This is a genomic window from Gemmiger formicilis, assembly GCF_900167555.1.
Lineage (GTDB): Bacteria > Bacillota > Clostridia > Oscillospirales > Ruminococcaceae > Gemmiger > Gemmiger formicilis.
On record NZ_FUYF01000006.1, the window covers coordinates 114,165 to 136,811 of the forward strand.

Genomic DNA, 22,647 nt, shown 5'->3' on the forward strand with positions numbered 1-22,647 from the left:
AAAGCGCCCCGCGGCAAAGCCACAGGGCGCAAAAACTGCACACTTACAGCGTTACCGAGGTAAAAAAGGGCACACTTATAGCGTCAGTACGTCAAGGGTTTCCTTTTTTCTGGAACACAACACCAAACTGCCAACGCATAAGGGGGTGCTCTCCTTCCTCGGTGAATTTGGGATAAGTATAGCACAGCGTTTGCCAAATGACAAGAAAAATTGTACAATAGGGGCATGATTTTTGAAAGCTAAGGGGAACGGGTATGAAACGTCTGGTCGTCGGGCTGCTGGCACATGTGGACAGCGGCAAAACTACATTGGCCGAAGGGCTGCTTTACCGCGCGGGGGTGCTGCGCAAGCTGGGGCGCGTGGACCACAGGGACGCCTTTCTTGACACCGACAGCCAGGAGCGGGCGCGGGGCATCACGATCTTTGCCAAGCAGGCCGTGCTGACGCTGCCCGCCGCGGACGGCGCCGACGAGACCGAGCTGACGCTGCTGGATACGCCCGGCCACGTGGACTTTTCCGCCGAGGCCGAGCGCGCCTTGCAGGTGTTGGATTACGCGGTGCTGGTCGTCTCCGGCACCGACGGCGTGCAGGCCCACACCGAGACATTGTGGAAGCTGCTGGCACGTTACCGCGTACCTACGTTTGTATTTGTCAACAAGATGGACCTGCCCGGCGCGGACGCCGCCGTGCGCCTGCGGGAGCTGCGCGGGCGGTTCGGGGACGGGTGCGTGGATTTTTCCGCCGCGCCCGACCCGGAGGCGCTGGCTCTGTGCAGCGAGCCGCTGATGAACGAGGTGCTTGAGACCGGCGCAGCAGCGGCGGAAACGATACAGACCGCTATTGCGCGGCGGCAGGTGTTCCCGGTGTTTTTCGGCGCGGCGCTGCGGCTGGACGGGCTGGACGGGCTGCTGCGCGGCCTGCAGACGCTGACCCGCACCCCGCCCCGGTGGCCGGAATTCGGCGCGCGTGTGTTCAAAATCAGTGAGGATGCGGGCACGCGGCTGACCTGGCTGAAGGTCACGGGCGGCGTGCTGCATGTAAAAGATGTGCTGCCCGGCGGCGAGAAGGCCGACGCGCTGCGGCTGTACAACGGCGGCAAATTCCGGCTGGTCAGCGAGGCACTGCCCGGCATGGTCGTGGCCGCAGCGGGGCCGGTCAGTACGCGGCCAGGGCAGGGGCTTGGCGCAGAATCCGACGCCGAGACGCCGCTTTTGGAGCCGGTGCTCAACTACCGCGTGGACTGTGACGCCGACCCCCATACCTTATTAAAGGCGCTGCAAACGCTGGAGGGCGAGGACCCGCAGCTGCACGTCAACTGGCGGGATGACCTGGGCGAGGTACACGTCCAGCTGATGGGCGAGGTGCAGCTGGAAATTTTGCAGACGATCTTGCAGGAGCGGTTCGGGCTGACCGTGGCGTTCAGCGAGGGCGGCATTTTGTATAAAGAGACGCTGACAAGGGCGGTGGAGGGCATCGGCCACTATGAGCCGCTGCGCCACTATGCCGAGGTACATCTGCTGCTGGAGCCGGGGGCGCGGGGCAGCGGTGTGCAGCTGGCGGCGGACTGCCCGCCCGACACGCTGGCCGAAAACTGGCAACGGCTGATCTTAACGCATCTGGCCGAGCGCACCCACCCGGGCGTGCTGATCGGTGCGCCGCTGACCGATGTGAAGATCACGCTGGCGGCGGGCCGTGCCCACCAGAAGCATACCGAAGGCGGGGACTTCCGCCAGGCGACCTACCGCGCCGTGCGGCAGGGTCTGCGGATGGCCGAGGCGAAGGACGGCGTGCAGCTGTTGGAGCCGTGGTATGATTTTACGTTGGAGCTGCCCGCCGACGCGCTGGGCCGCGCCATGGCCGATGTGCAGAGGATGTGCGGCAGCTTTGAGGCACCGGAGACGTCAGGCGGCACGGTGCGGCTGACGGGCCGTCTGCCTGTGGCGACGGCGCGGGGCTATGCGCGGGAGGTCGCGGCCTACACCCACGGGCTGGGCCGCTGGGCCGTGCTGCCTGCCGGGTACGATGCCTGCCATAACGCCGACGAGATCGTCTCCGCCGCGGGGTATGCCCCCGACGCGGATGTGGAAAACCCGGCGGATTCGGTGTTCTGCGCCCACGGGGCCGGGTATCTGGTCAAATGGGACGAGGTGCCCGCCCGGGCACATCTGTCCACCGGGCTGGACCGGCGGCTGAACGGCGAGACGGTGAAAGAAGAAGCCGATGCTGAGGACGACGCCAACGCGCGCCGCCGCCGTGCCGACGCCTACCGCGGCACACTGGAGCAGGATAAGGAGCTGCTGGCAATTTTTGAGCGCACCTACGGAAAAATCAAACGCCGCGGCGAGACGGGTGACGCGAAAAAGGCGGCCCGCGCGGCCCTGCACACAGCCCCCGCGGCGGCGTCCGTGCCCGCAAAGCCTGTGCCCGCCGGGCCGGACTACCTGCTGGTGGACGGCTACAACGTCATTTTTGCGTGGGACGATTTAAGGAAACTGGCCGACGGCAATCTGGACGCCGCGCGGCGCAGACTGATGGATATTCTGTGCAACTACGCGGGCTACCGCCGCTGTGTGCCGATCCTGGTCTTTGACGCCTACAAGGTGCGCGGCGGTGCGCGGGAGGTGGAGCAGTACCATAACCTGTATGTTGTCTACACCCGCGAGGCCGAGACGGCGGATATGTACATTGAGCGCGCGACCCACGAGCTGGCGAAGGAGCACCGCACCCGCGTTGTCAGCAGCGACGGCGCGGAGCAGATCATCGTCATGGGGCACGGCGCGCTGCGCGTGAGCGCCCGGGCGTTTGAGGAGGAAGTCAGGGCCGTGGAGAAGGAGATACGGGAGTTTTTGGGAGAATAAAACGAAGGGTAGGGGCGAGGCGTGCCTCGCCTGCAGCTTACCCATGAGATGGAGCTGATGGGAAAGCTGCGGGCCGGGCATGCCCGGCCCCTACTTTTTGTGCAGCGGAAAACTTTCAGAAACCCTGCCGTGCTATACTGGCCTCAACGAAAGGGGGAAAACGCGATGCTTCCGATTTTGATCGTGGATGATGAGCCGCATATTGCCAGGCTCATTGAGATGACGCTGGAGCCGCTGGGACAGCCGCTTGTGCTGGCCTGCGACGGCGAGCGGGCCGCCGACCTGCTGGAAAAGCAGCAGTTTGATCTGGTGCTGCTGGACGTCATGCTGCCGGGCGTGGACGGCTTTGCACTGATGGACTACATTGCGCCCACCGGCACGCCGGTCATCTTTCTGACGGCGAAAAACGCCGTGGCGGACCGTGTGCGCGGGCTGAAGCTGGGCGCGTATGACTACATCGTCAAGCCGTTTGCCCCGGCGGAGCTGCTGGCCCGGGTCGAGGGACTTCTGCGCCACACCGGGCGGCGGGCGGCGACGCTGCGGGTGTTCGATGCCGAGATAGACCCGGACAACCGCACTGTGACCCAAAACGGGTGCGCGGTGGAGCTGACCCCGCGGGAGTTTACGCTGCTGTTGGTTCTGGTGCGGGCGCGGGGACAGGCGCTCTACCGTGATATTTTGTATGAGCGGGTCTGGGGCCCCGACGCCGAGCCAAACCCGCGGGCGCTGGATCTGCACATCCACCGGCTGCGCAAAAAGCTGGACTGGGCGGATAAGATCGTGACCGTGCCGAAGGTGGGGTATAAATTATTGGCCGAACGGTAGGGGCCGGGTATGCCCGGCCCGCGGGCTGCAAGACGGCAGACCGTGAATGGGTCATGGCGGAAGGCTGCCGGGCCGGACATGTCCGGCCCCTACATGGCGGTAAATCAAAATGGATCATACAACCGGGAAACCGCAGGAGGTGACTTTATGAAGCGTACATCCATGTACACGGCTGTCCTTGCACTCTCGCTGGCAATGGCGCTGGCGGGCGGCGGGCTGGCGTGCAGGACGTTCCGGGAACGGCTGGACGCGCTGGAGGAACAGGCGGTTTTGCAGCACCAGCGCAATGTCTGTGGGCTGGAGGACGCCTTTGCCGCCGAGTACGATACCCGGAGCGGCGCGGGCTATCTGAGCAGCGGGGCCGACTCGGTCTGCGCCCGGGTAGGGCAGGCGTACACCCGCGGCCAGTGGCTGATCCTGGGCAGCAGCACTGCCGCGTTTGCGCTGATGCGGGAGGGCGACGTCGCCTACAGCGCCCTGCCGGAGAGCGTGGCCGCCGCCGATGTGCAGCAGGCCGCCGCGGCCACGGACGGCATCCTGCTGCGCGGGGAGACGCTGCTGCTGGGCGGGGTGCTGAACACGCCCTACTCCTATCCCGTGGCCGTCGTCACGGCGGCGGATGCGTCCGAGGCGTTCGCCGCGCGGAACCGGCTTTTGTACAGCTGGCTGGCCGTGCAGGCGGTCATCACGCTGGCGGCGCTGGTCGCGGCGTACCACTATGAGCGTCTACAGGAGCTGAACGCCCGCCAGAGCCGCTTTGTGGCCGACCTGACCCACGAGCTGAAAACGCCGCTGACCAGCCTGATCGGCTACGCCGACCTGCTGCGCGGCGGCACGCTGGATGCGGAACGACGGCGCACGGCGGCGGAGGCCCTCTACCATGAGTCCGCACGGCTGGAGAGCTTGAGCCAGCAGCTTTTGGCGCTGAACGGCTTGCAGGCGGACGGCGTGGTGCTGCGCCCCGTGCGGGTGGCCGCGGCCTTTGCCGATGCCGTGCGTAGTCTGCCGGATGTGGTGCTGGACTGCGACGCGCCCGCGGAGGCCGTTGTGCTGGCGGACCGGGTGCTGCTGGCGGACCTTGTGCGCAATCTGGCGCTGAATGCATGGCACGCCGGGCCGCAGGACGGCGCGGTCCACCTGCGCTGCACCGACGCGGGCGAATGCTGGCGGCTGACCGTGCAGGACACGGGCTGCGGTATCCCGGCGGAGGCGCTGCCCCACCTGACCGAGCCGTTCTACCGCGTGGACAAGGCCCGCGCCCGGGCCAACGGCGGCAGCGGCGTGGGGCTGGCGCTCTGCGCACAAATTGCAGAGGCATTCGGCACGCAGATGACCTTTGCAAGCCGTGTGGGCGAGGGCACGACAGTGACGATTTTATTGCAGAAGGAGGCAGAGCATGAAGAAGCAGCGCAGCAACAATAAATTTTTAAAAATTGCCGCGGTAAGCCTGGCTCTGCTGGCACTGCCGCCGCTGGCCGTGTACGGGCAGACGGTGCGCTGCCGTGCGGCCCAGCCGCGGCCCGCCCTGCCCGGCGTGATGAGCGACGAGATACGCCTGGACCCCGTGGCCGGGGCGCTCTACCGTTACGGCGTGCAGGGCGGCATCAATCGGGCGGACAGCTATTGGTCCGACAATGTCTTTACCGTACTGCGCGGCAAGCTGAAGCAGGCCGCCACGCGGGGCCTTCTCAGCCGGGAGCAGCTTGACTACCTGCTGGACCGCGTGGCCGAGGGCGAGGCCCACACCGGGCCGGTGCAGCCGGAAAACGGCAGCGTGCAGGTCCAGTGCTACGGGTGCAGCTACACGGGCAATATCCAGACTGTGAGCTTCCGGATGTACACGGTGAACGCCTACAAGGTGACGGAAAGCGGCGAGATGTACAGTATCGACGATGAGACGAGCATCGAGCTGATGTATCTGCCCGGCAACGGCGCGTTTTTGCAGGTCGGCGTCCTTGACAACCGACTGCCCACGGCAGAGAGTACACCGGAGGAGCAGGTGCAGGCGTTTTTGACCCAGCTGGACACAACGCTGGACGGCAGCTGGGAGCAGACTACCACGGAGGACGGGCTGGAATATAAGCATACCTCCGGTGTGCTGCGGGTCGTGCGCTATGCCCCGGACGAGGTCGATTTCGCTCTGTGTGTCACGCTGGACCCGGACGTCTACGGCGGCCTGGACACGCTGAGCAATGTGGTCATCGGCCCCGATGGGACGATCTACACGCCGGGCGGGGAATATGATACTTTTTGAAAAGGAAGAAAAGCGCCCTGCACGGTAAAAAAGTGCAGGGCGCTTTGCGGTTTCAGTTGGCGCTGTTCAGGCGGTAGCCGACCTTGTAGACGGTCTGGATGTCGTTTTGCAGGCCGAGCTTGCGGCGCAGGCGGTTGATATGTACGTCCACGGTGCGGCTCTCGCCGATAAAGGCGTAGCCCCAGGCAGCCTCGAGCAGCTGGCTGCGACTTAAAGCTGTGTCGCAGTGGGTCACGAGCACGGCCAGCAGGGCGAACTCCCGCGGGGTCAGCAGCAGCTCATGCCCGGCGCGGGATACGCGGTGGGCGGTAAGGTCAACGGCAAGGTCTTTATACAGAATATCCTGTTTGCGGTTTATGATGGGATTCATAGCGGGGCCTCCTTCCGGCAGGATGTTTTTTGAAAGGGTGTACTATCTATTATAACGACAAATGTTTCCGAGTTGTTACAAAATGCGGGAAAATTTGGACGGAATTTTGACATTTGTTTAAAAATAGACGGAAAAGTTGGTGACTGGGGCGAACGGGCTGGACCCTTCCGGCCATTGCTGCGCTCGGCCACCTCCCCTGAAAGGGGAGGCTTAGCCGCCGGTTTTCCACATTTCAACAAACCCTGTCTATCGTGCTATTTTGTGGGTTTGCACGGGGTTTTCCACAGTTTCAACATGGTTTTCCACATTTCCACAGTGGAAAGATGTCGAAAACCTGTGCAAAATGTGGAGAAAGCCCGCAGAAGCCCGCCGCGGCGGGATTTTTTGCGGTTCGTTCAAAGTTGCTTCACACGTTGTTCATTTTTTGGGAGCATGCTATAATAGTTACAAAAGATAAGGAGGAGGCATTCCCTATGAAAGAGACGACACAGCCGCCGAAGGACCCCAAAAAGAAGCTTTGGATCGGCTATGCGATCATTCTGGCCATCGTTATTTTAAGCAATGTTTTCCTGTTCCCGGCTTTGATGCAGGCGAGCGTGAAAAGCGTGAACTACAGCACCTTCCTGCAAATGCTGGAGAGCAAGGAGCTGGCCACCGTCCAGATCGAAGATCAGCAGATCTACTTTGTGGACAAGAACGACAATTCCTACAAAACCAACGCCATTGCGCAGGACAACAACCTCGTCACCCGGCTGGAGGATGCGGGGGTGGAGTTCGGCACGGTTTATCAGTCGCCCACGATCTGGGATTCGCTGCTGAACCTGCTGATCTCGTTCCTGCCGATGATCATCCTGTTCTGGTTCGTCAACCGCTGGGCGTCCAAAAAGATGCAGGAGATGGGCGGTGCCGGCGGCAACGCCATGCTGTTCGGCGGCAAATCCGGCGCGAAGCAGTACGTAGTGGACGATGAGACCGGCATCAAATTCAACGATGTAGCGGGCGAGGACGAGGCCAAGGAGAGCCTGCAGGAAATTGTAGACTTCCTGAACAACCCCAAAAAGTATGAGGAGATCGGCGCGAAGATGCCCAAGGGCGTGCTGCTCGTCGGCCCTCCGGGCACCGGCAAAACGCTGCTGGCCCGCGCCGTGGCCGGTGAGGCCGGTGTGCCGTTCTTCTCCATCGCCGGCAGTGAGTTTGTGGAGATGTTCGTCGGCATGGGCGCGTCCAAGGTGCGCGACCTGTTCAAGCAGGCAGGTGAAAAAGCGCCCTGCATCGTCTTTATTGATGAGATCGATACGATCGGCAAGAAGCGTGACGGCGGCTCCAACCTTGGCGGCAACGACGAGCGTGAGCAGACGCTGAACCAGCTGCTGACCGAGATGGACGGCTTTGACGCCACAAAGGGCGTCGTCATCCTGGCGGCGACGAACCGCCCGGAATCCCTGGACCCTGCGCTGACCCGCCCGGGCCGTTTTGACCGCCGTGTGCCCGTCGAGCTGCCCGATCTGAAGGGCCGCGAGAGCATCCTGCGCCTGCACGCTAAGAAAGTCAAGCTCGGCCCCGACTGTGACTTTGGTGTTGTGGCCCGCATGACGCCCGGTGCGTCCGGCGCCGAGCTGGCTAACATCGTGAACGAGGCCGCGCTCTGCGCTGTGCGCCATCACCGCAAGGCCGTGACCCAGTTCGACCTGCAGGAGGCCGTGGACACGATCCTGGCCGGTGCGCAGAAGAAGAACAAGATCCTCAACAATAAGGAAAAGTGCATCGTCTCCTACCATGAGGTCGGCCACGCGCTGGTGGCGGCCTTGCAGACGAACAGCGCCCCCGTGCAGAAAATTACCATTGTGCCGCGCACGTCCGGTGCGCTGGGCTTCACCATGCAGGTGGAGGACGGCGACCACACGCTGATGACGAAAGAGGAGATCCTGAACAAGATCGCGACGCTGACCGGAGGACGCGCGGCGGAGGAGCTGATCTTCCACTCCATCACGACGGGCGCGTCGAACGATATTGAGCAGGCCACCAAGCTGGCCCGCGCACTGGTCACCCGCTACGGCATGACCGAGGATTTCGATATGGTCGCGCTGGAGACTGTGAACAACGCCTACCTGGGCGGCGACGCGAGCCTGGCCTGCAGCGAGCAGACGGCGGCTCAGGTCGATGCCAAGGTCGTGGAGATCGTACAGGCCGAGCACAAGAAGGCCTACCAGCTGTTGGCCGACAACAAGCGCAAGCTGGACGAAATTGCCCAGTATCTGTATGAAAAAGAGACGATCTCCGGCGAGGAGTTTATGCGCATTTTGAACGCACAGCCGCAGTTACCGGCGGGGCCTTCGGCAGATTCCACAAATCAGGCGCAATAAATTTGTGCGGTTGTTGCTGGTTTGCCCCTTGACGGAACCGCTGTGGGCTTGTATGATAAGAACACAAAACTTCCCAGTGAGAGGGGGAAAACGGAATGACCTTTGAAGAATTGCAGGATCTGCTGGCAGAGCAGTTCAGCTGCGACACGGGCGATTTGAGCCGCGGCACAGCGCTGGCTGACCTGGGCGCCGACCATGAGGATATGATCGAGCTGGCGTGGGCACTGGGCGAGGCAATCGGCGAGGCAATCGGCGAGGAGATCGACGAGAGTGAGCTGAGCGAGGATTTCACCATCGGTGAGCTGTGGCGTTTTGTGCGTGACAAGGAAGAAAACGCACAGGAGTAAAACAAACGAAGGGCCTGCCTTTTGAGGCAGGCCTTTTTGGTATGCAGGTGTGTAAACGAACGGGCGCGCATTCCCGTAGGGGCGGATTCCATATCCGCCCGGGAGGTTTGCGGCGGCGCGAGGTGCGCGGGCGCATATAGAATGCGCCCCTACGGTCAGGCAGATACGGAAAGCAGGAATCATGAAAAACACAAAAACCAAGCGCATGCTGGCGGTGGCGGCGCTGCTGGCCGTGGGGCTGGCGCTGATGCTCTACTACGCGGCGCACAAGCAGGGCTACCATGTGGACGAGCTGTACACCTATGAGCTGGCAAACTATCCCGGCGGGTTCTACGCGCTGGAGGACGGCTATATGGACAGCTGGCACGACGGCAGCTTTTACAGCGCGGTCCTGACGCCGGGCCGCCCGTTTGACTATACCATCCCGTGGAACAACCAGAAGATCGATGTCCACCCGCCGCTCTACTATTGCCTGATCTATACGGCGGAGTCGCTGTTCCCGCAGCTGGGTCTGCCGTGGGTGGGGCTGCTGCCGAACTTTGTCTGCATCCTGGCGGGCGCGGCGGTGCTGTACTGCACGGCGAAGCGGCTGATCGGGCGGTTCTGGCCCGCGTGGACGGCGGCGGCCTGCTGGCTGCTCTGCGTCGGCGTGCAGGGCATGGCGGTGTTCACCCGGATGTACAGCCTGATGATGCTGGAGGGCATCGTGCTTTTGTACTGCCATGTGGTTTTGTGGCAGGCGCTGCAGGCGGGGCAAAAGCCGCCGCGGGCGGTCTGGCCGGGTCTGTTTGCGGTCACAATGGCCGGGGCGCTGACGCAGTATTTCTTTTTGGTGTTCTGCTTTTTCGTCTGCGGGCTGTTCGGCGTCTGGCTGCTGGCTACGCGGCGGTTCAAGACGGCGGGCGGCTATGTGATCGCCGAGTTTGCCGCGCTGGCTGCGGCGTATGCGGCCTTCCCCACGATGAAGGCCCATATCTTCTCCGGCTCCCGCGGAAAAGAGGCATTTGCGAGCGTCTTTGACCTGTCCGCGCTGGCGGAGTGGGGCAGGAGCATCGGCACGGTGGTGCAGCTGCTGGCGGCCCAGTTCGGCGGGCTTTGGCTGTGGGCTGTGGTTGTGGCTGCCGCGGCGGTGGTGCTGTGGCGGCGCGGCTGCCGTCTGCGCGGCAATGGCCTGTTTGCCGCCGGGCTGCTGCTGGCGTCGGCGGGGTACGTGGCGCTGATCGATAAGGCCGCGCCGTTTGAGGCGGACCGCTACTATGTGGTGATCTACGCCGCTGTGGTGCTGGCTGTGGCTGTGGTGCTGGCCAGGCTGGCCCCGCAGCACGAGACCCTGCTGCTGCTGGCACTGGTGCCGATCCTTGCGGCGCACCGGACCGACCCCAACGCCTACCTGTATGAGGACGCCGCCCCGCGCAAGGCTGCGCTGGCCGACACCGAGAGGCTGCCCGCCGTTGTGCTGAACAAGGCGGGGTATGAGGTCGCGCCCGACCTGTTCTTGGAGGAGTTCGCCAAGCGCGAGGCCGTTGACCAGGCAAGCGGCGAGGACGATGCTGCCAGCCTGCGCGCGGCGGTGGAGAGCCGGGACCTGCACGACGGATTTTTGCTGTACGGCTACAATTACGACGCCGCCGTGCTGCGTGCCCTGGCCGAGGATACGCTGGACGTGGAAAAAATCGAGCTTGTGACCGACGGGGAACGGTGCCCGGTGTATTATATTGAGCTGAAGTGAGGGAAAAAGGCTTCCCCCCCCCGAGGGGGAAGCTTAGCTTGTAGAAAAAGCCTGTTACCGGAAGATTTGTAGGGATGGGTCTTGACCCATCCGCACATCTGGCCGCGCGCAGCGCATAAAATCGCGCCGAATGGCGCGCGGTTTTCCCGTCGTGTCGTGCTTTTGGCAAGGCAGCACGGAACGGTCAAGACCGTTCCCTACAAATCTACCGAAAGTTTGCAATATTCCCATTAAGTTTATCGACAGCTCGGCCTTCCCCCGCGGGGGAAGGCTTTTTAGAGAAAAGGGGGCGTGTATGCTTTCTAAAAAAAGAAACGGCTGGCTGTGGGTCGTGATGCTGTTTGCGGTGTGCGCCGTTGTGTACGGGATGCTGAGCAGCTACCCGCGGGAGCTGGCCGTCTACAGCGACGAGCTGCGGTATCTGGATGTGGCGCGCAGCCTTTTGCAGGGGCGCGGGCTGCGGGTGCGCAATATGCCCAGCGACTACCAGAAGATTCTATACCCGCTCTGCATCCTGCCGGCGCTGCTGCTGAAAACCACCGCCGCGCAGATCACGGCCATCGGCTGGCTGAACGCCGTATATATGGCAAGCGCGGTGTTCCCGGCCTATGCGCTGGCACGGGCCATGGACATGAACCGCCACCGCACGGCGTTTCTCGTCGGCGTTACGGCAGTGATGCCCACGATGTCCGCTGCGAGTACGTTTATGAGCGAGACGGTGTTTCTGCCGCTGTCGCTGTGGCAGGTGTATTTTTTCCTGCGGGCGATGCTGGCAGAGCCGAAGGCCCGCGTGGGCTGGTGCGCGGCGGCGGGGGCGTTCTGCTACCTGTTGTATCTGAACAAGGAGGTCGCGCTCTATTATCTGATCGCCTGGGTGCTTGTGCGCGCGTGGGTCTGGTGGCATGACAAGGCGTCGTGGCGGGCGGAGCTGGCCTGCAATGCCGCGCTGCTGGGCAGCTTTCTGGTCTGCTTTCTGCTGGCCAAGGCGACGCTGTTCCGCGGGCTGGGCAACTCCTACAACCAGACCGGCTGGCTGACGGCGGCGCAGTGGCGCTTTCTGCCGTTTGCGCTGGTGTGCGACGCGCTGTTTGCCGTGCTGGCGTTCTGGGTGTTCCCGGTGCTGCTGCCGCTCTGCGGGCTGCACCGCCCGCGCAGGGGCAGCGATGCCCGCCGCACCCAGCTGCCGCTCTTTTTGCTGCTCTCCCTTGGCATCGCCGTGGCGGTCATTGCGTGGTCCATCACGGTGCGCGAGGATTTAGGCTCGCTGTCGCCGCGGCAGCATACGCGGTATCTGGAGCCGCTGCTGATCCCGCTGCTGGCGGTGACGCTGGACACGCTGGATGAAAAGCTGACCAAAACGCGCCGCCGGATCTTGGCGGCTTTGACGATAGCCTGGGGCGTGCTGTTCGTGGCCGTCTGCCGGGCCATCGGCGCGGGCGCGGGCGACAACACCCTTTTGCAGTGGTTTGACTTCGTGGCGGACCGCACGGACCGCCTGCCCGTGCTGGGGCAGGGGGCGTGGCTGGCGGTGTGGCGTGCAGTGATTGCTGTTGGCGTGGCCGTGCTGGGCGTGCTGCTGGTGCGCCGCAGGGGCCGCCGCGTGCTGGCCGGTGCGGCGCTGGTGCTCTGCGTGCTGTGCTACGCGGGCGAGTGGCGCATCAACCGTTGGACGTATGAGGTCCCCGCCGGGACCGCACAGCAGGCGTCGGCGCTGAACGACGCGCTGGCGGAGCTGGACGGCAGAGTTTTGTTTATCCCCTACGGCGTGCGCCAGCGGGACAGCCAGCTCATAGAAACGTATGTCGCGCGGGATGTCTATATCGTCGAGTATGAGACGCTTTTGCAGAGCGGTGCGCTGGCAGACGGCGTGCTGGACCTGACCGCCGAGGCCGTCGGGCCGGAGTACCCGGGCAGGGCATATACCGATTTGGACGCGGCGGACTGGGTGCTGGCAACGGACGGCGTGCCGGTGGATACGAGCGCGCTGGAAAAGGCGGACGCGGCGTGCCCAGCGGGGTATGTGCTGTATCGGAATTTGGATACACAGAGGGTCAGGTTTTTAAGCTGAGCGCGGCGGGAAACGGGCAGAGCCCCTCCGGCCTCGCAGGCTCGGCCACCTCCCCTGTGAGGGGAGGCTTTCGCGGACGGCAAAGCCGTCCGAAACAAGGCGCCCCACGCAGTGGGGAGCTGGCCGCGCGCAGCAAGGCCTGAGGGGCTCCGGCACCTTCCCATTGTGCATCTATTCAAAATATCGTCCCCTCTTTTCCCAAGAGGGGGCTTTTTTTCTTGCGATTGGCGGCGCGGTGTTGTATAATCTTTATTATGTAGAACTGTGTGCAGAAAAGGAGCTTTCCATGGAAAAACTGCTGGTTTTTATCCCTGCTTATAACTGCGAAAAGCAGGTCACGCGGGTGCTTTCGCAGCTGTTGGATCAGCGCATTGCCCCGTGGGTGGGGGAGTGCATCGTCGTAAACAACCGCTCTGCCGACGGCACCGAGGCCGCCGTGCAGGACTGGATGGCCCGCCACCCCGACGCGCCGGTCCGCCTGCTGCGCAATGACCAGAACTACGGTCTGGGCGGCAGCCACAAGGTCGCGTTCGGCTACGCGGCGGCCCACGGGTACGAGCATCTGGTCGTGCTGCACGGCGACGACCAGGGCGCTATTGCGGACCTGCTGCCGATTCTGAACGACGGTACCTACAAAAAATACGACTGCTGCCTTGGCTCCCGCTTTATGAAGGGCAGCAAGACCGGCGGCTACAGTGCGCTGCGCACCTGGGGCAACTACGGCTTCAACTGGCTCTTTAGCTTAGTGGCCCGCAAAAAAATCACCGATCTGGGCAGCGGGCTGAACCTGTATGCCGTAGAACCGCTGAAAAACGAGTACTACAAAAAGTTCCCGGATACGCTGTATTTTAACGACTGCATGATCCTGGCGCTCTGCCAGATGAAGCAGCGGGTGCTGTTCTTCCCCATCAGCTGGCGGGAGGAGGATCAGGTCAGCAACAACAAGCTGACGAGCTTTGGCATCAGCCTGCTCAAGCTCTGCGGCAAGTATCTGGCCGGGCCGCGGGCCTTTGTGGAGCGCGAATGGCGCGAGAAAATCATTGAGGATTACAGCTACGAGGTCGTAGCTTCCAACCTGTAAGGAGGGCTTTGGTATGAAGATTCTGGTGACGGGCGCTGCCGGGTTTATCGGCGGCCAGCTGTGGCATACGCTGTGGAAGCGCGGGGACGAGGTCGTCGGCATTGACAACTTCTCCTACGGCAATCCGGACAACCTGAAGTTTGACGACCATGATTTTGGCGCAGAGGTGCGCAGAATGGACATCCGCGACAAGGCCGGGATGCTGGCTCTGTTCGAGGCGGAAAAGTTCGATGTTGTGTATAACATTGCGGGCATTGCGCCGCTGCCGGACTGCCAGAGCGACCCCGTGCAGGCCATTGAGGTCAACACCCTGGGCCTGGTCAACCTGCTGGAGGCGGGCCGCCGCACCGGCATCAAACAGCTCGTGCAGGCATCCACCAACGCCATGTACGAGAACGAGACCGAGTTCCCGACGGTGGAGGGTAAGTTCAACCCGCCGACGCTCATTTACCCGAACACGAAATACTGCGGTGAGCGCTTTGCCCAGAGCTTTGCCGACACCTACGGCATGACTGTGACCTGCCTGCGCTTTGCCAACGTCTACGGCCCGCACATCGACTGCCTGCGCAAGCAGCCGCCGTTCGTCGGCTACATGATCCGCGAGCTGTACTATGACCGCACGCCGGAGTTCCACTCCGACGGCAACCAGCGCCGCGATTACATCTATGTGGACGACCTGATCGCGCTGGCGCTGCGCGTCGTCGAACACCCGCAGAAGGGCTTTGATGCGGTGAACGTGTCCAGCAACCAGAGCTATTCCGTGCGCGAGCTGTATGCCATTGCCAACCGCCTGATGGGCAAAAATATTGAGGCCAAATACTGCCCGAGCAGCCATTACTGGGCCAAGTACCCCGAGCTGTACGGCGGGGCCTACGGCATCAAACCGGAGATCCTGGACCACGAGGTCAACAAGTTCAGCCAGTGCGACAACACCCACGCCCGCGAGGTCTACGGCTGGCAGCCGCAGGTCGATATTGAGACGGGGCTGGGCAGAGTCATTGAGGCCGAGACGCGGATGCTGGCGGGACTGGAAAGCAAATAAAAAATAAGAAATAATAAATAATAAAGAAGGTGGAGTTTTTGCCCCGCAGGGCAAAAACAAAGCGTAGGGACGGATTCCATATCCGCCCGGGATGTTTGCAGCGGCGTGAGCTTTTTTGAGCGGAGCGCCAGCGACGCGGTCCACCATATTTATTATTTCTTATTTATTCTTTATTATTTGAAAAAGCAGGTGCTTACATGAATAAGCTGCACTTAATCTTACCCATGGCCGGCAGGGGCAGCCGGTTTTTTAAAAACGGCTTTGTCTGCCCGAAACCGCTGATCGAAATTAACGGAAAGCCGTTCTTTTACTGGGCGGCGCGCAGCGTGGAAAAGTTTGTGGACTGCGCGGACCTCACGTTTGTGGTGCTCGAGGAGCATATCCGCGACTTTGCCATCGACGAAAAAATCAAGGCGTACTGGCCCGCGGCCCGCATTGTGGCGCTGCCCGAGGTGACCGAGGGCGCGGCCGTCACGGCGCTGAAGGGCTGCGAGGGCCTGCCAGACGGTGAGCCGATTTTGTTCAACGACTGCGACCATCTGTTTGTTTGCAGGGCGTTTAACGAGTTCTGCGCTAAGGGCGGCTTTGCAAACGGCCCGGAGGGCGCACTGCTGACGTTTGAGAGCGATTCCCCCGCGTACAGCTATCTGCAGTACGGCGCGGACGGCAATGTCTGCCATACGGTGGAAAAGCAGGTCGTCAGCCATGATGCCATCTGCGGCGCGTACTATTTCAAGGATAAGAAAACCTACGCCGACGCCTGCGCCGAATACCTGAAAAACTGCGAGTACAAGGAATTTTTTGTCTCCGGCATTTACAATGTGCTGGCCGCGCAGGGCGCAAGAATTGCGGGCTTTGCGTGTGATTTACATCTGCCGTTCGGCACACCGGACGAGTACCGCGCGGCGGAGGCACCCGCCAATAAGGCCGGTTTTGACGCGCTGACCTGAAGGAGTAAGAATGAAAACACCTGCAAAAAAGCGAACGGCGGCAGAGCTGGCGGCTGCGGTGCTGTGGTGCGCCCTGACGCTGGGAACGGACAGGCTGTTCTTCCGCTATGACTGGCGCACACCGGCGTTTTTTGTCTACAAGGCGCTGTTTCTGGTGCTGGCGTTCGGGCTGGTGCACGGCGCGGTGACGCTGGTGCAGAAGCTGCGCGCCGGGGACAAATTTGCCCGGCGGTGGGTGGCCTGGACGCTGCCGTATCTGGCGGTGAATCTGGTCATCCTGCTCATCGTCTGGCCCGGCATCTGGGGCAATGATGACCTGGCCGTGCTGTATCTGGCGCGGACGCTGCAGCCCAACTCATGGCAGCACTTTCTGACCAGCGGCGCGTTCATTCTGTCACTGATGTTTGTGCCGATGCCCGGCGGCGTCGTGCTGGTGCAGAACCTGCTTATCAGCGGCATTGTGGGCTGCTTTGCGGCCACGGCGCAGGACCTGGCCGAAAAGCGGCTGACCCGTCCGGTGCGCCCGGCGTGGTTTGCGCTGGTCTACCTGCCGTTTTTGCTGCCGCCCGTGCTGATGCACACCCAGCAGCCCTTCCGCACGACCTGGTCAACGTGGACCGAGCTGTTTTTGGTGTTCATGCTGGTGGCCATGTACCTGCGCGGCACGAAGCTGAACAAAAAGGAGCTGGCCGCTATCGTGATTCTGGGCACGCTGGCTGCGTCGTGGCGCAGCGAGTGCGTCTACTATCTGGCCGCCATCCCGGTGCTGCTGGCGCTGCTCTGCACCCGCAGGCTGCTGCGCCCGCTGGCGGTGGGCGCGGTGACGGCGCTGGTGCTGGTGGGGTATTTCGTCTGCTCCCGCTACAGCAGCGCGCTGATGGGCGAGGCGTGGCAGTACAAGATGATCGCACTGTGCTATCAGACGGCGGCGCTGGTACAGGACGCCGACCCCGTGGAGGACGCCGAGGCGCTGGCCGACATTGACCGCGTGTTTGATGTGGAATTCTGCCGCGCCAACCCCGAGACCCACGGCAATGAACTGCGCGGGGGGATGATCGCCGGGCGCGGCGGCTCGGCGGAGGACTGGTCGGCCTGCCAGAAGGCCATTATAAAGCTGGCCCTCAAGTATCCCAAGAGCATGCTGCGGGAGCGTGCGGGTGTGTTCTACAACACGCTGCGCCAGCGCCAGAACGGCCAGTCCAACCAGAAGATCGCGTTTGCATCGGCATTTTTGCTGTATGAGAGCGAGCCGACGCAGGACGACCAAAAGAGCTTTTTGCAGGACAGCGCCGCCGTGCAGCCGTTGAACAAGGAGCTGCGCCGGGCGTTTATTGTGGATATGGCGTCCAGCACCGACTTTGCGGGCGGGCTGATCGACCTGACGTGGTGGATGCTGCCGCCGTTCGTGCTGCTGGGCCTGGCACTGGCGGTGCTGCTGGTGCAGCGGCGCTGGATTCTGTTTTTTGCCGCAGGCACGTTTTTTGCACGCATCCCGCTTGTGTTTTTGACCGCGCCGGACACCTACTTTATGTACTATCTGACGCCGTTTATCGCCGGGTATGCGGTGGCGGCGGCTGCGGTGCTGTACGCAGTGCTGAAACGGAAATTGAAATCGGAAAGGATCACGGGCTGATGCTTGCACTTTTTTTGCTGCTGGCCCTGCTGCTGGTGCTGGTGGGCCATGCGTTCCGCCTGCTGCGGTGGGAGCAGTTCATCCGCATTTATGAGCGCCCGCCCCGCGGGCAGATGCTGCGCGGCATGGCCGGCGGCTATGCGCTGAACTTTGTGCTGCCGTTCCATCTGGGCGATGCCTTCCGCGCGGTCTACACGGGCCGCAGGATGAAGAGCGGCATCGGCTTTGCGCTGGCGACGGTCATCATGGATCGGTTCCTCGACGTCTGGTTTGTGGCGTTCGGGTTTATTGCGTTCCGGCTGCTGGGGCTGGGCGGTGCGCCGGTGGACGGCGCGGCGCGGTATTACCTTGTGTTCTCGCTGCTGCTGGTGCTGGGATTGGTGCTGGTCGTGGCGCTGCGGGATTTTTTGAAGAAAATCTGCCTTGCGTTCTGCGGGCTGTTCAATGACACGCTGAAGCTGGACGGCATGATGTTCTTCTGGAGCCTCATCAATACCTTCAAGGATCTGGGCCGCGTGAGAATCGGGCGGCTGGTCGTCAATACACTGCTGATGTGGGCGGCGTATCTGGGCTCCTACACTGCGCTGGCGGCGGCGCTGACCGTGGCCGGGGAGCCGATGCAGCTGGTGGATGTGTTCGGGCTGCTGTTCGGGCGCAACGCCGCGGACTTTGCCGCGCTGCTGCCCGGCGGTGCGCTGGGCACGGCGGCCCCCGCGGCCCGCTGGCTGCTGCTGGCATGGTTTGTGCTGCCGCTGCTGGCCATGTGGGCGGCCACGCTGCTGCCCGAGGGCGTGCGCGGCGCGATGAACCAGGCTACGCAGGCCGCCCCCGCCGGGGAAAGCTACCTGAACCTGCTGCCGCAGGCCGACGAGCATGACCGCGCGGTGTTCCTGAGCCGGTATTTCGGTCTGGAAAACAAGGACTACGTCAAGCGGTTTTTGCAGATGAACCGCGGCATTACGATTTTGGAGGACTACTCCGCCGGGTCGAACGCCACGACGATGCTCTGCATGGACACGCAATCGACGTTCTACCGCAAATATGCCTTTGGCAAGGATGGCGCAAAGCTGGCCGAGCAGCTCGACTGGCTGCGTGCCCAGCAAGACCGCCTGCCGCTGTGCGATATTCTGCGCAGCGAGGAGGCCGACGGCTGCTGCTGGTACGACATGGTCTACAACCCGCAGGCCGTGGGGATGTTCCGCTACCTGCACTCGAACCCCGTGGAAAAGAGCCGCGCCATCCTGCGTGCGGTGCTGGCGACGCTGGAGGATAAGCTCTACAAGCCGACGGCGGTCCCGGCGGACGCGGAAAAAATCGAAAAGTACATCGCGACGAAGGTTGACGGCAACCTGAAAAAGCTGCATGAGGACCGGATGCTGCGCGAGCTGATGAGCTATGACACGCTGCGCATCAACGGCGTGGAGTACAAGAACCTGCCCGCGCTGGACTGGATGTTTGACCATGACCGGCTGCGCAACCTGTTTGCGAAGGACCCTGTGGGCACGATCCACGGCGACCTGACGATTGAGAACATCATCTGCCGCACCGACAACGACAGCTGGTATCTGATCGACCCGAATACCGGCAATCTGCACGAAAGTCCGTTCCTGGATTACGGCAAGCTGCTGCAAAGCCTGCACGGCAGCTACGAATTTATGATGAAAACGCCGCGCGTGGCCGTGCAGGACAACCGTATCGACTTCCAGCTGACGCGCAGTGCGGCCTATGACGCGCTGTTGGCCGCCGTGATGGAGGATCTGAGCGCCCGCTACCCGCGGGAGCAGGTCGAGAGCATTCTGATGCACGAGGTCATCCACTGGCTGCGGCTGATGCCCTACAAGCTGAACAAGGACCGCAAGCGCGCGGCGATGTTCTACGCCGGGCTGGTCATGGTCGCCAACGATGTGGCGGATTTTTCGGAGCATAAAAAGGAGACACTATGCTGATTTGCGTGGATCTGGACGGGACCCTGCTGGACACAGTGCCGGCCAACGCGGCATCCTACCGCGCGGCGCTGGAGGAGCTGGGCTTTACCGTGACCGATGAATATTACGCCGAGCGCTGCAACGGCGGACATTACACACGGTTCCTGCCGCCGCTGATGGGCGGCGCGCCGAGCGCCGCCGATGTGGAGCGCGTGCATGACAGGAAAAAGGCGCTGTACAGTGACTTTCTCGATGCGGTGCGCCCGAACACGGCACTGATGGAAATTTTGAAAACGATGCGCGCCGCCGGGCATGACCTGGCCTGCGTGACCACCGGCAGCAAACAGAACGCCACCGAGGTGCTGGAGCATTTCGGGGTGCGGGAATGGTTCGGCTTGATCGTGACCGGAGAGGACGTGGAAAAGCAGAAGCCCGACCCGGAGGGGTATTGCCGGGCGATGGAGCATTTCCGCGTTACGCCCGCCGATACAATGATCTTTGAGGACTCGGGCATCGGTCTGACCGCGGCCAAGGCCAGCGGGGCAAGGGTATTCAGGGTGGAGCAGTTTTAAGAGTTGTGATGCAGGGGAAACCTTATTCGCACGCAGAATATGCAGCCGGCCGCAAGGCTCCCGGGCGGATATGGAATCCGCCCCTACGGTGTAGGGGTCGATGCTCGCATCGACCCGGAAAGTGCACGGCGCGGCAAGGTTGACGGGCGAACAATGTTCGCCCCTACAAAAACAGCCCCGGAAGGCAGTTGCCTTTCGGGGCTGTTGTACTTGTGATGGAAAATCAGGCCTTCGCGTCCGGGCGGACGATGTCACGGATGACGTTGACGATGTTGTCAGCGGTCAAGCCGTAGTCACGCAGGACCTCATTGGCGGGGCCGGAGTGACCGAACTGATCCATGACGCCGATGCGGCGCACGGGGACGGGCAGCTTCTCGCTGACGACGGAGCAGACGGCCTCGCCCAGGCCGCCGATGATGCTGTGCTCCTCGACGGTGATGATGCGGCCGCACTCGCGGGCAGCGGTCAGGATGATCTCCTCGTCGATGGGCTTGATGGTCGGCATGTTGATGACACGGACGTTCATGCCCTGGCGCTTGGCCAGCACGGCGGCGCGCAGTGCCTCGTTGGTCATCAGGCCGGTGGAGATGACGGCAATGTCATAGCCGTCGGTCAGCTTCTCGCCCTTGCCGATCTGGAACTCGTAGGTCTCGGGATCGTGGAAAACGGGCGTGGCCAGACGGGAGAAGCGCAGGTAGACGGGACCCTGATAGTTGTAGGCGGCGATGACGGCGGCGCGGGCCTCCACATCGTCAGCCGGGCTCAAGACCACCATGCCGGGGATCGAGCGCATGAGGGCAATGTCCTCGCAGCACTGGTGGGACGCGCCGTCCTCACCGACGGAGAGCCCCGCGTGGGTGGCAGCGATCTTGACGTTCAGGTGCGGGTAGCCGATGGAGTTGCGGATCTGCTCAAAGCCGCGGCCCGCAACGAACATGGCAAAGCTGGACACGAAGGGGACATAGCCCATCGTGGCCATACCGGCGGCGACGCCGACCATGTTCTGCTCGGCAATGCCGCAGTCAAAGTGACGATCCGGGTACTCCTTGCGGAAGATCTCGGTTTTGGTGGCAGCGGCCAGGTCGGCGTCAAAAACCACCAGATTGTCAGCGCCCTGCTGGGCCAGCTCTACCAGCGTGTTGCCGTAGCTGACACGGGTAGCAATTTTTTTAATATCAGCCATTGTTGAACTCGATCTCCTTTTCCAGCGTGGCGTGGGCGGCGCGCAGCTCGGTCATAGCCTGGGCGTATTCTTCGTCGTTGGGGGCCTTGCCGTGCCAATCGACGGCGTTTTCCATGTAGCTGACGCCCAGACCCTTGGTCGTGCGCAGCAGGAAGCAGGTGGGCTTGCCGCTGCCGTGGGACAGGTCGAACATCTTGAACGCCTGCTCCAGGTCGGCAAAGGAGTTGCCGTTGCAGACGATGGTGTTGAAGCCGAAAGCATCCATCTTGTGGTCCAGCGGCTCGGAGTTCATAACGTCGCGGGTCGCGCCGTCGATCTGCAGGCCGTTGACATCGATCATGATGCACAGGTTATCGAGCTTGTAGTGGTTGGCGAACATGAACGCCTCCCAGCATTCGCCCTCTTCGATCTCACCGTCGCCCAGCAGGGTGTAGACGTTGATGTCGCTGCCCAGCTTTTTGGCACCCAGCGCCATGCCGCAGGCGGCAGAAACGCCCTGGCCCAGGGAACCGGTGCTCATGTCAACACCGGGGACGGTGTTCATGTTGGGGTGGCCCTGCAGGTAGCTGTTGGAGTGGCGCAGCGTGGGCAGGTCGGCCACCGGGAAGAAGCCGCGCTCCGCCAGCGTGGCATACAGGCCGGGGGCGCAGTGGCCCTTGCTAAGTACAAAACGGTCGCGGTTGGGGTCCTGCGGCTGTTCAGGGTCAATGCGCATCTCGCGGAAATACAGATAGGTCAGAACGTCCGCCGCGGACAGGCTGCCGCCCGGATGACCGCACCCGGCACCGTGGGTGGCTTCGATCACACCCATGCGCACGCGGGTCGCAGTCAGTTTTAACTGCAGCGTTTCCAGTTTTGTCATAGCTAAGCTCCTCCGGTCACTTATGGTAAAATCGGGCAGTATATATGGATACTGCTACACAATATACTACCTTATATTATACACGTTTCGCGGAATCCCGCAACATTTTTTTACAAATTTCGTGAAAAAAGGCTGTTTTGGTGCTTTCGCGGTAAAATCGGCACGCCAAAAAGCCCGCTGCTATGCATCCTTTGTGCGTAGTGCCAAAAAATGGGGCGATTCGTACATAAACTACAGCAAAAAGCACCTTGCACAAAGCCGGCATTTGTGGCATAATTTAAGTACAGCCGCGGTGCGGAAAGCCCATGATATGAGGCAGCCGCCCGGCCCACACTACAAGATATGGGAGGGAAAGAGAGTGCCCAACGGGATCTACATCCAGACTGAGTACCACGGCAAGCTTATCCGCAAAATCGTCTGCAATGGGGATGAACGGTGGTTTATCGGCTCCAACTGCGCCGTGACCTTCCTGTCCATGGACGACTGCATGGCCGCCATTGACCGCCTGTAATTGTAAAAAGGAAGTCTGCCGCACGCCGTCCTTTGGGGGATGACGTGCGGCTTTTTGCATTTGTATACGAGGTT

The 22,647-nt window shown here is 62.1% G+C and carries 18 protein-coding genes; 15 read left to right on the plus strand and 3 right to left on the minus strand.

Features of this window, described 5'->3' with window-relative positions:
- Positions 1–254 precede the first annotated feature (254 nt).
- The 4 genes from B5D32_RS07205 (at position 255) to B5D32_RS07220 (ending at position 5,937) form a co-directional block, all read left to right on the plus strand.
- Positions 255–2,858, plus strand: a complete 2,604-nt coding sequence (locus B5D32_RS07205) for a translation factor GTPase family protein (RefSeq protein ID WP_078784387.1) — start codon at positions 255–257, stop codon at positions 2,856–2,858.
- Between the two features lie 165 nt (positions 2,859–3,023).
- On the plus strand, positions 3,024–3,683 hold the full coding sequence (locus tag B5D32_RS07210) for a response regulator transcription factor (RefSeq protein WP_078784388.1): 660 nt from the start codon (positions 3,024–3,026) through the stop codon (positions 3,681–3,683).
- A 147-nt stretch (positions 3,684–3,830) separates the two neighbouring features.
- Positions 3,831–5,105, plus strand: a complete 1,275-nt coding sequence (locus B5D32_RS07215; RefSeq protein ID WP_078784389.1) for a sensor histidine kinase — start codon at positions 3,831–3,833, stop codon at positions 5,103–5,105.
- A complete protein-coding gene (locus tag B5D32_RS07220) occupies positions 5,080–5,937 on the plus strand; it encodes a hypothetical protein (protein ID WP_078784390.1) in 858 nt (285 codons plus the stop codon). The genes B5D32_RS07215 and B5D32_RS07220 overlap by 26 nt, the downstream gene beginning before the upstream one ends.
- 52 nt (positions 5,938–5,989) lie before the next feature.
- Here B5D32_RS07220 and B5D32_RS07225 read toward each other — a convergent pair whose 3' ends face one another.
- Positions 5,990–6,307: a winged helix-turn-helix domain-containing protein gene (locus tag B5D32_RS07225; RefSeq protein ID WP_078784391.1), complete on the minus strand. Its 318-nt coding sequence runs from the start codon at positions 6,305–6,307 to the stop codon at positions 5,990–5,992.
- A 473-nt stretch (positions 6,308–6,780) separates the two neighbouring features.
- On the opposite strand from B5D32_RS07225, the gene ftsH reads away from it, so the two are divergent.
- The 10 genes from ftsH to B5D32_RS07275 all read left to right on the plus strand — a co-directional run bounded on the left by ftsH (position 6,781) and on the right by B5D32_RS07275 (position 20,017).
- Positions 6,781–8,670 (plus strand): ATP-dependent zinc metalloprotease FtsH, encoded by a 1,890-nt coding sequence (gene ftsH / locus B5D32_RS07230; RefSeq protein WP_078784392.1) that lies wholly within the window; start codon positions 6,781–6,783, stop codon positions 8,668–8,670.
- A 95-nt stretch (positions 8,671–8,765) separates the two neighbouring features.
- A complete protein-coding gene (locus B5D32_RS07235) occupies positions 8,766–9,017 on the plus strand; it encodes a hypothetical protein (RefSeq protein WP_078784393.1) in 252 nt (83 codons plus the stop codon).
- Positions 9,018–9,198: 181 nt separating this feature from the next.
- On the plus strand, positions 9,199–10,746 hold the full coding sequence (locus B5D32_RS07240) for an ArnT family glycosyltransferase (RefSeq protein ID WP_078784394.1): 1,548 nt from the start codon (positions 9,199–9,201) through the stop codon (positions 10,744–10,746).
- 295 nt (positions 10,747–11,041) lie between these two features.
- A complete protein-coding gene (locus tag B5D32_RS07245; protein ID WP_078784395.1) occupies positions 11,042–12,814 on the plus strand; it encodes a hypothetical protein in 1,773 nt (590 codons plus the stop codon).
- Positions 12,815–13,100: 286 nt separating this feature from the next.
- On the plus strand, positions 13,101–13,895 hold the full coding sequence (locus B5D32_RS07250) for a glycosyltransferase family 2 protein (protein ID WP_078784396.1): 795 nt from the start codon (positions 13,101–13,103) through the stop codon (positions 13,893–13,895).
- A 13-nt stretch (positions 13,896–13,908) separates the two neighbouring features.
- Entirely contained in the window at positions 13,909–14,937 is a 1,029-nt protein-coding gene (locus B5D32_RS07255) for an NAD-dependent epimerase/dehydratase family protein (RefSeq protein ID WP_078784397.1), read from the plus strand.
- Between the two features lie 197 nt (positions 14,938–15,134).
- Complete coding sequence (locus B5D32_RS07260) at positions 15,135–15,887, plus strand: glycosyltransferase family protein (RefSeq protein WP_078784398.1); 753 nt, start codon at positions 15,135–15,137, stop codon at positions 15,885–15,887.
- 10 nt (positions 15,888–15,897) lie between these two features.
- Positions 15,898–17,520, plus strand: a complete 1,623-nt coding sequence (locus B5D32_RS07265; RefSeq protein ID WP_078784399.1) for a hypothetical protein — start codon at positions 15,898–15,900, stop codon at positions 17,518–17,520.
- On the plus strand, positions 17,520–19,466 hold the full coding sequence (locus B5D32_RS07270; protein ID WP_078784400.1) for a lysylphosphatidylglycerol synthase transmembrane domain-containing protein: 1,947 nt from the start codon (positions 17,520–17,522) through the stop codon (positions 19,464–19,466). The genes B5D32_RS07265 and B5D32_RS07270 overlap by 1 nt, the downstream gene beginning before the upstream one ends.
- Complete coding sequence (locus B5D32_RS07275; RefSeq protein ID WP_078784401.1) at positions 19,460–20,017, plus strand: HAD family hydrolase; 558 nt, start codon at positions 19,460–19,462, stop codon at positions 20,015–20,017. Before B5D32_RS07270 ends, B5D32_RS07275 begins: the two co-directional genes overlap by 7 nt.
- 223 nt (positions 20,018–20,240) lie before the next feature.
- Here B5D32_RS07275 and B5D32_RS07280 read toward each other — a convergent pair whose 3' ends face one another.
- Both B5D32_RS07280 and B5D32_RS07285 read right to left on the minus strand, forming a co-directional pair.
- Positions 20,241–21,200 carry a transketolase family protein gene (locus tag B5D32_RS07280; RefSeq protein WP_078784402.1) on the minus strand — a complete coding sequence of 320 codons (960 nt, stop codon included), beginning with the start codon at positions 21,198–21,200 and terminating at the stop codon, positions 20,241–20,243.
- Complete coding sequence (locus tag B5D32_RS07285; RefSeq protein WP_078784403.1) at positions 21,193–22,062, minus strand: transketolase; 870 nt, start codon at positions 22,060–22,062, stop codon at positions 21,193–21,195. Before B5D32_RS07285 ends, B5D32_RS07280 begins: the two co-directional genes overlap by 8 nt.
- A 358-nt stretch (positions 22,063–22,420) precedes the next feature.
- Here B5D32_RS07285 and B5D32_RS15185 point away from each other — a divergent pair, with 358 nt between their 5' ends.
- Positions 22,421–22,573, plus strand: a complete 153-nt coding sequence (locus B5D32_RS15185) for a hypothetical protein (protein WP_159447001.1) — start codon at positions 22,421–22,423, stop codon at positions 22,571–22,573.
- The last annotated feature ends 74 nt before the right edge of the window (positions 22,574–22,647 follow it).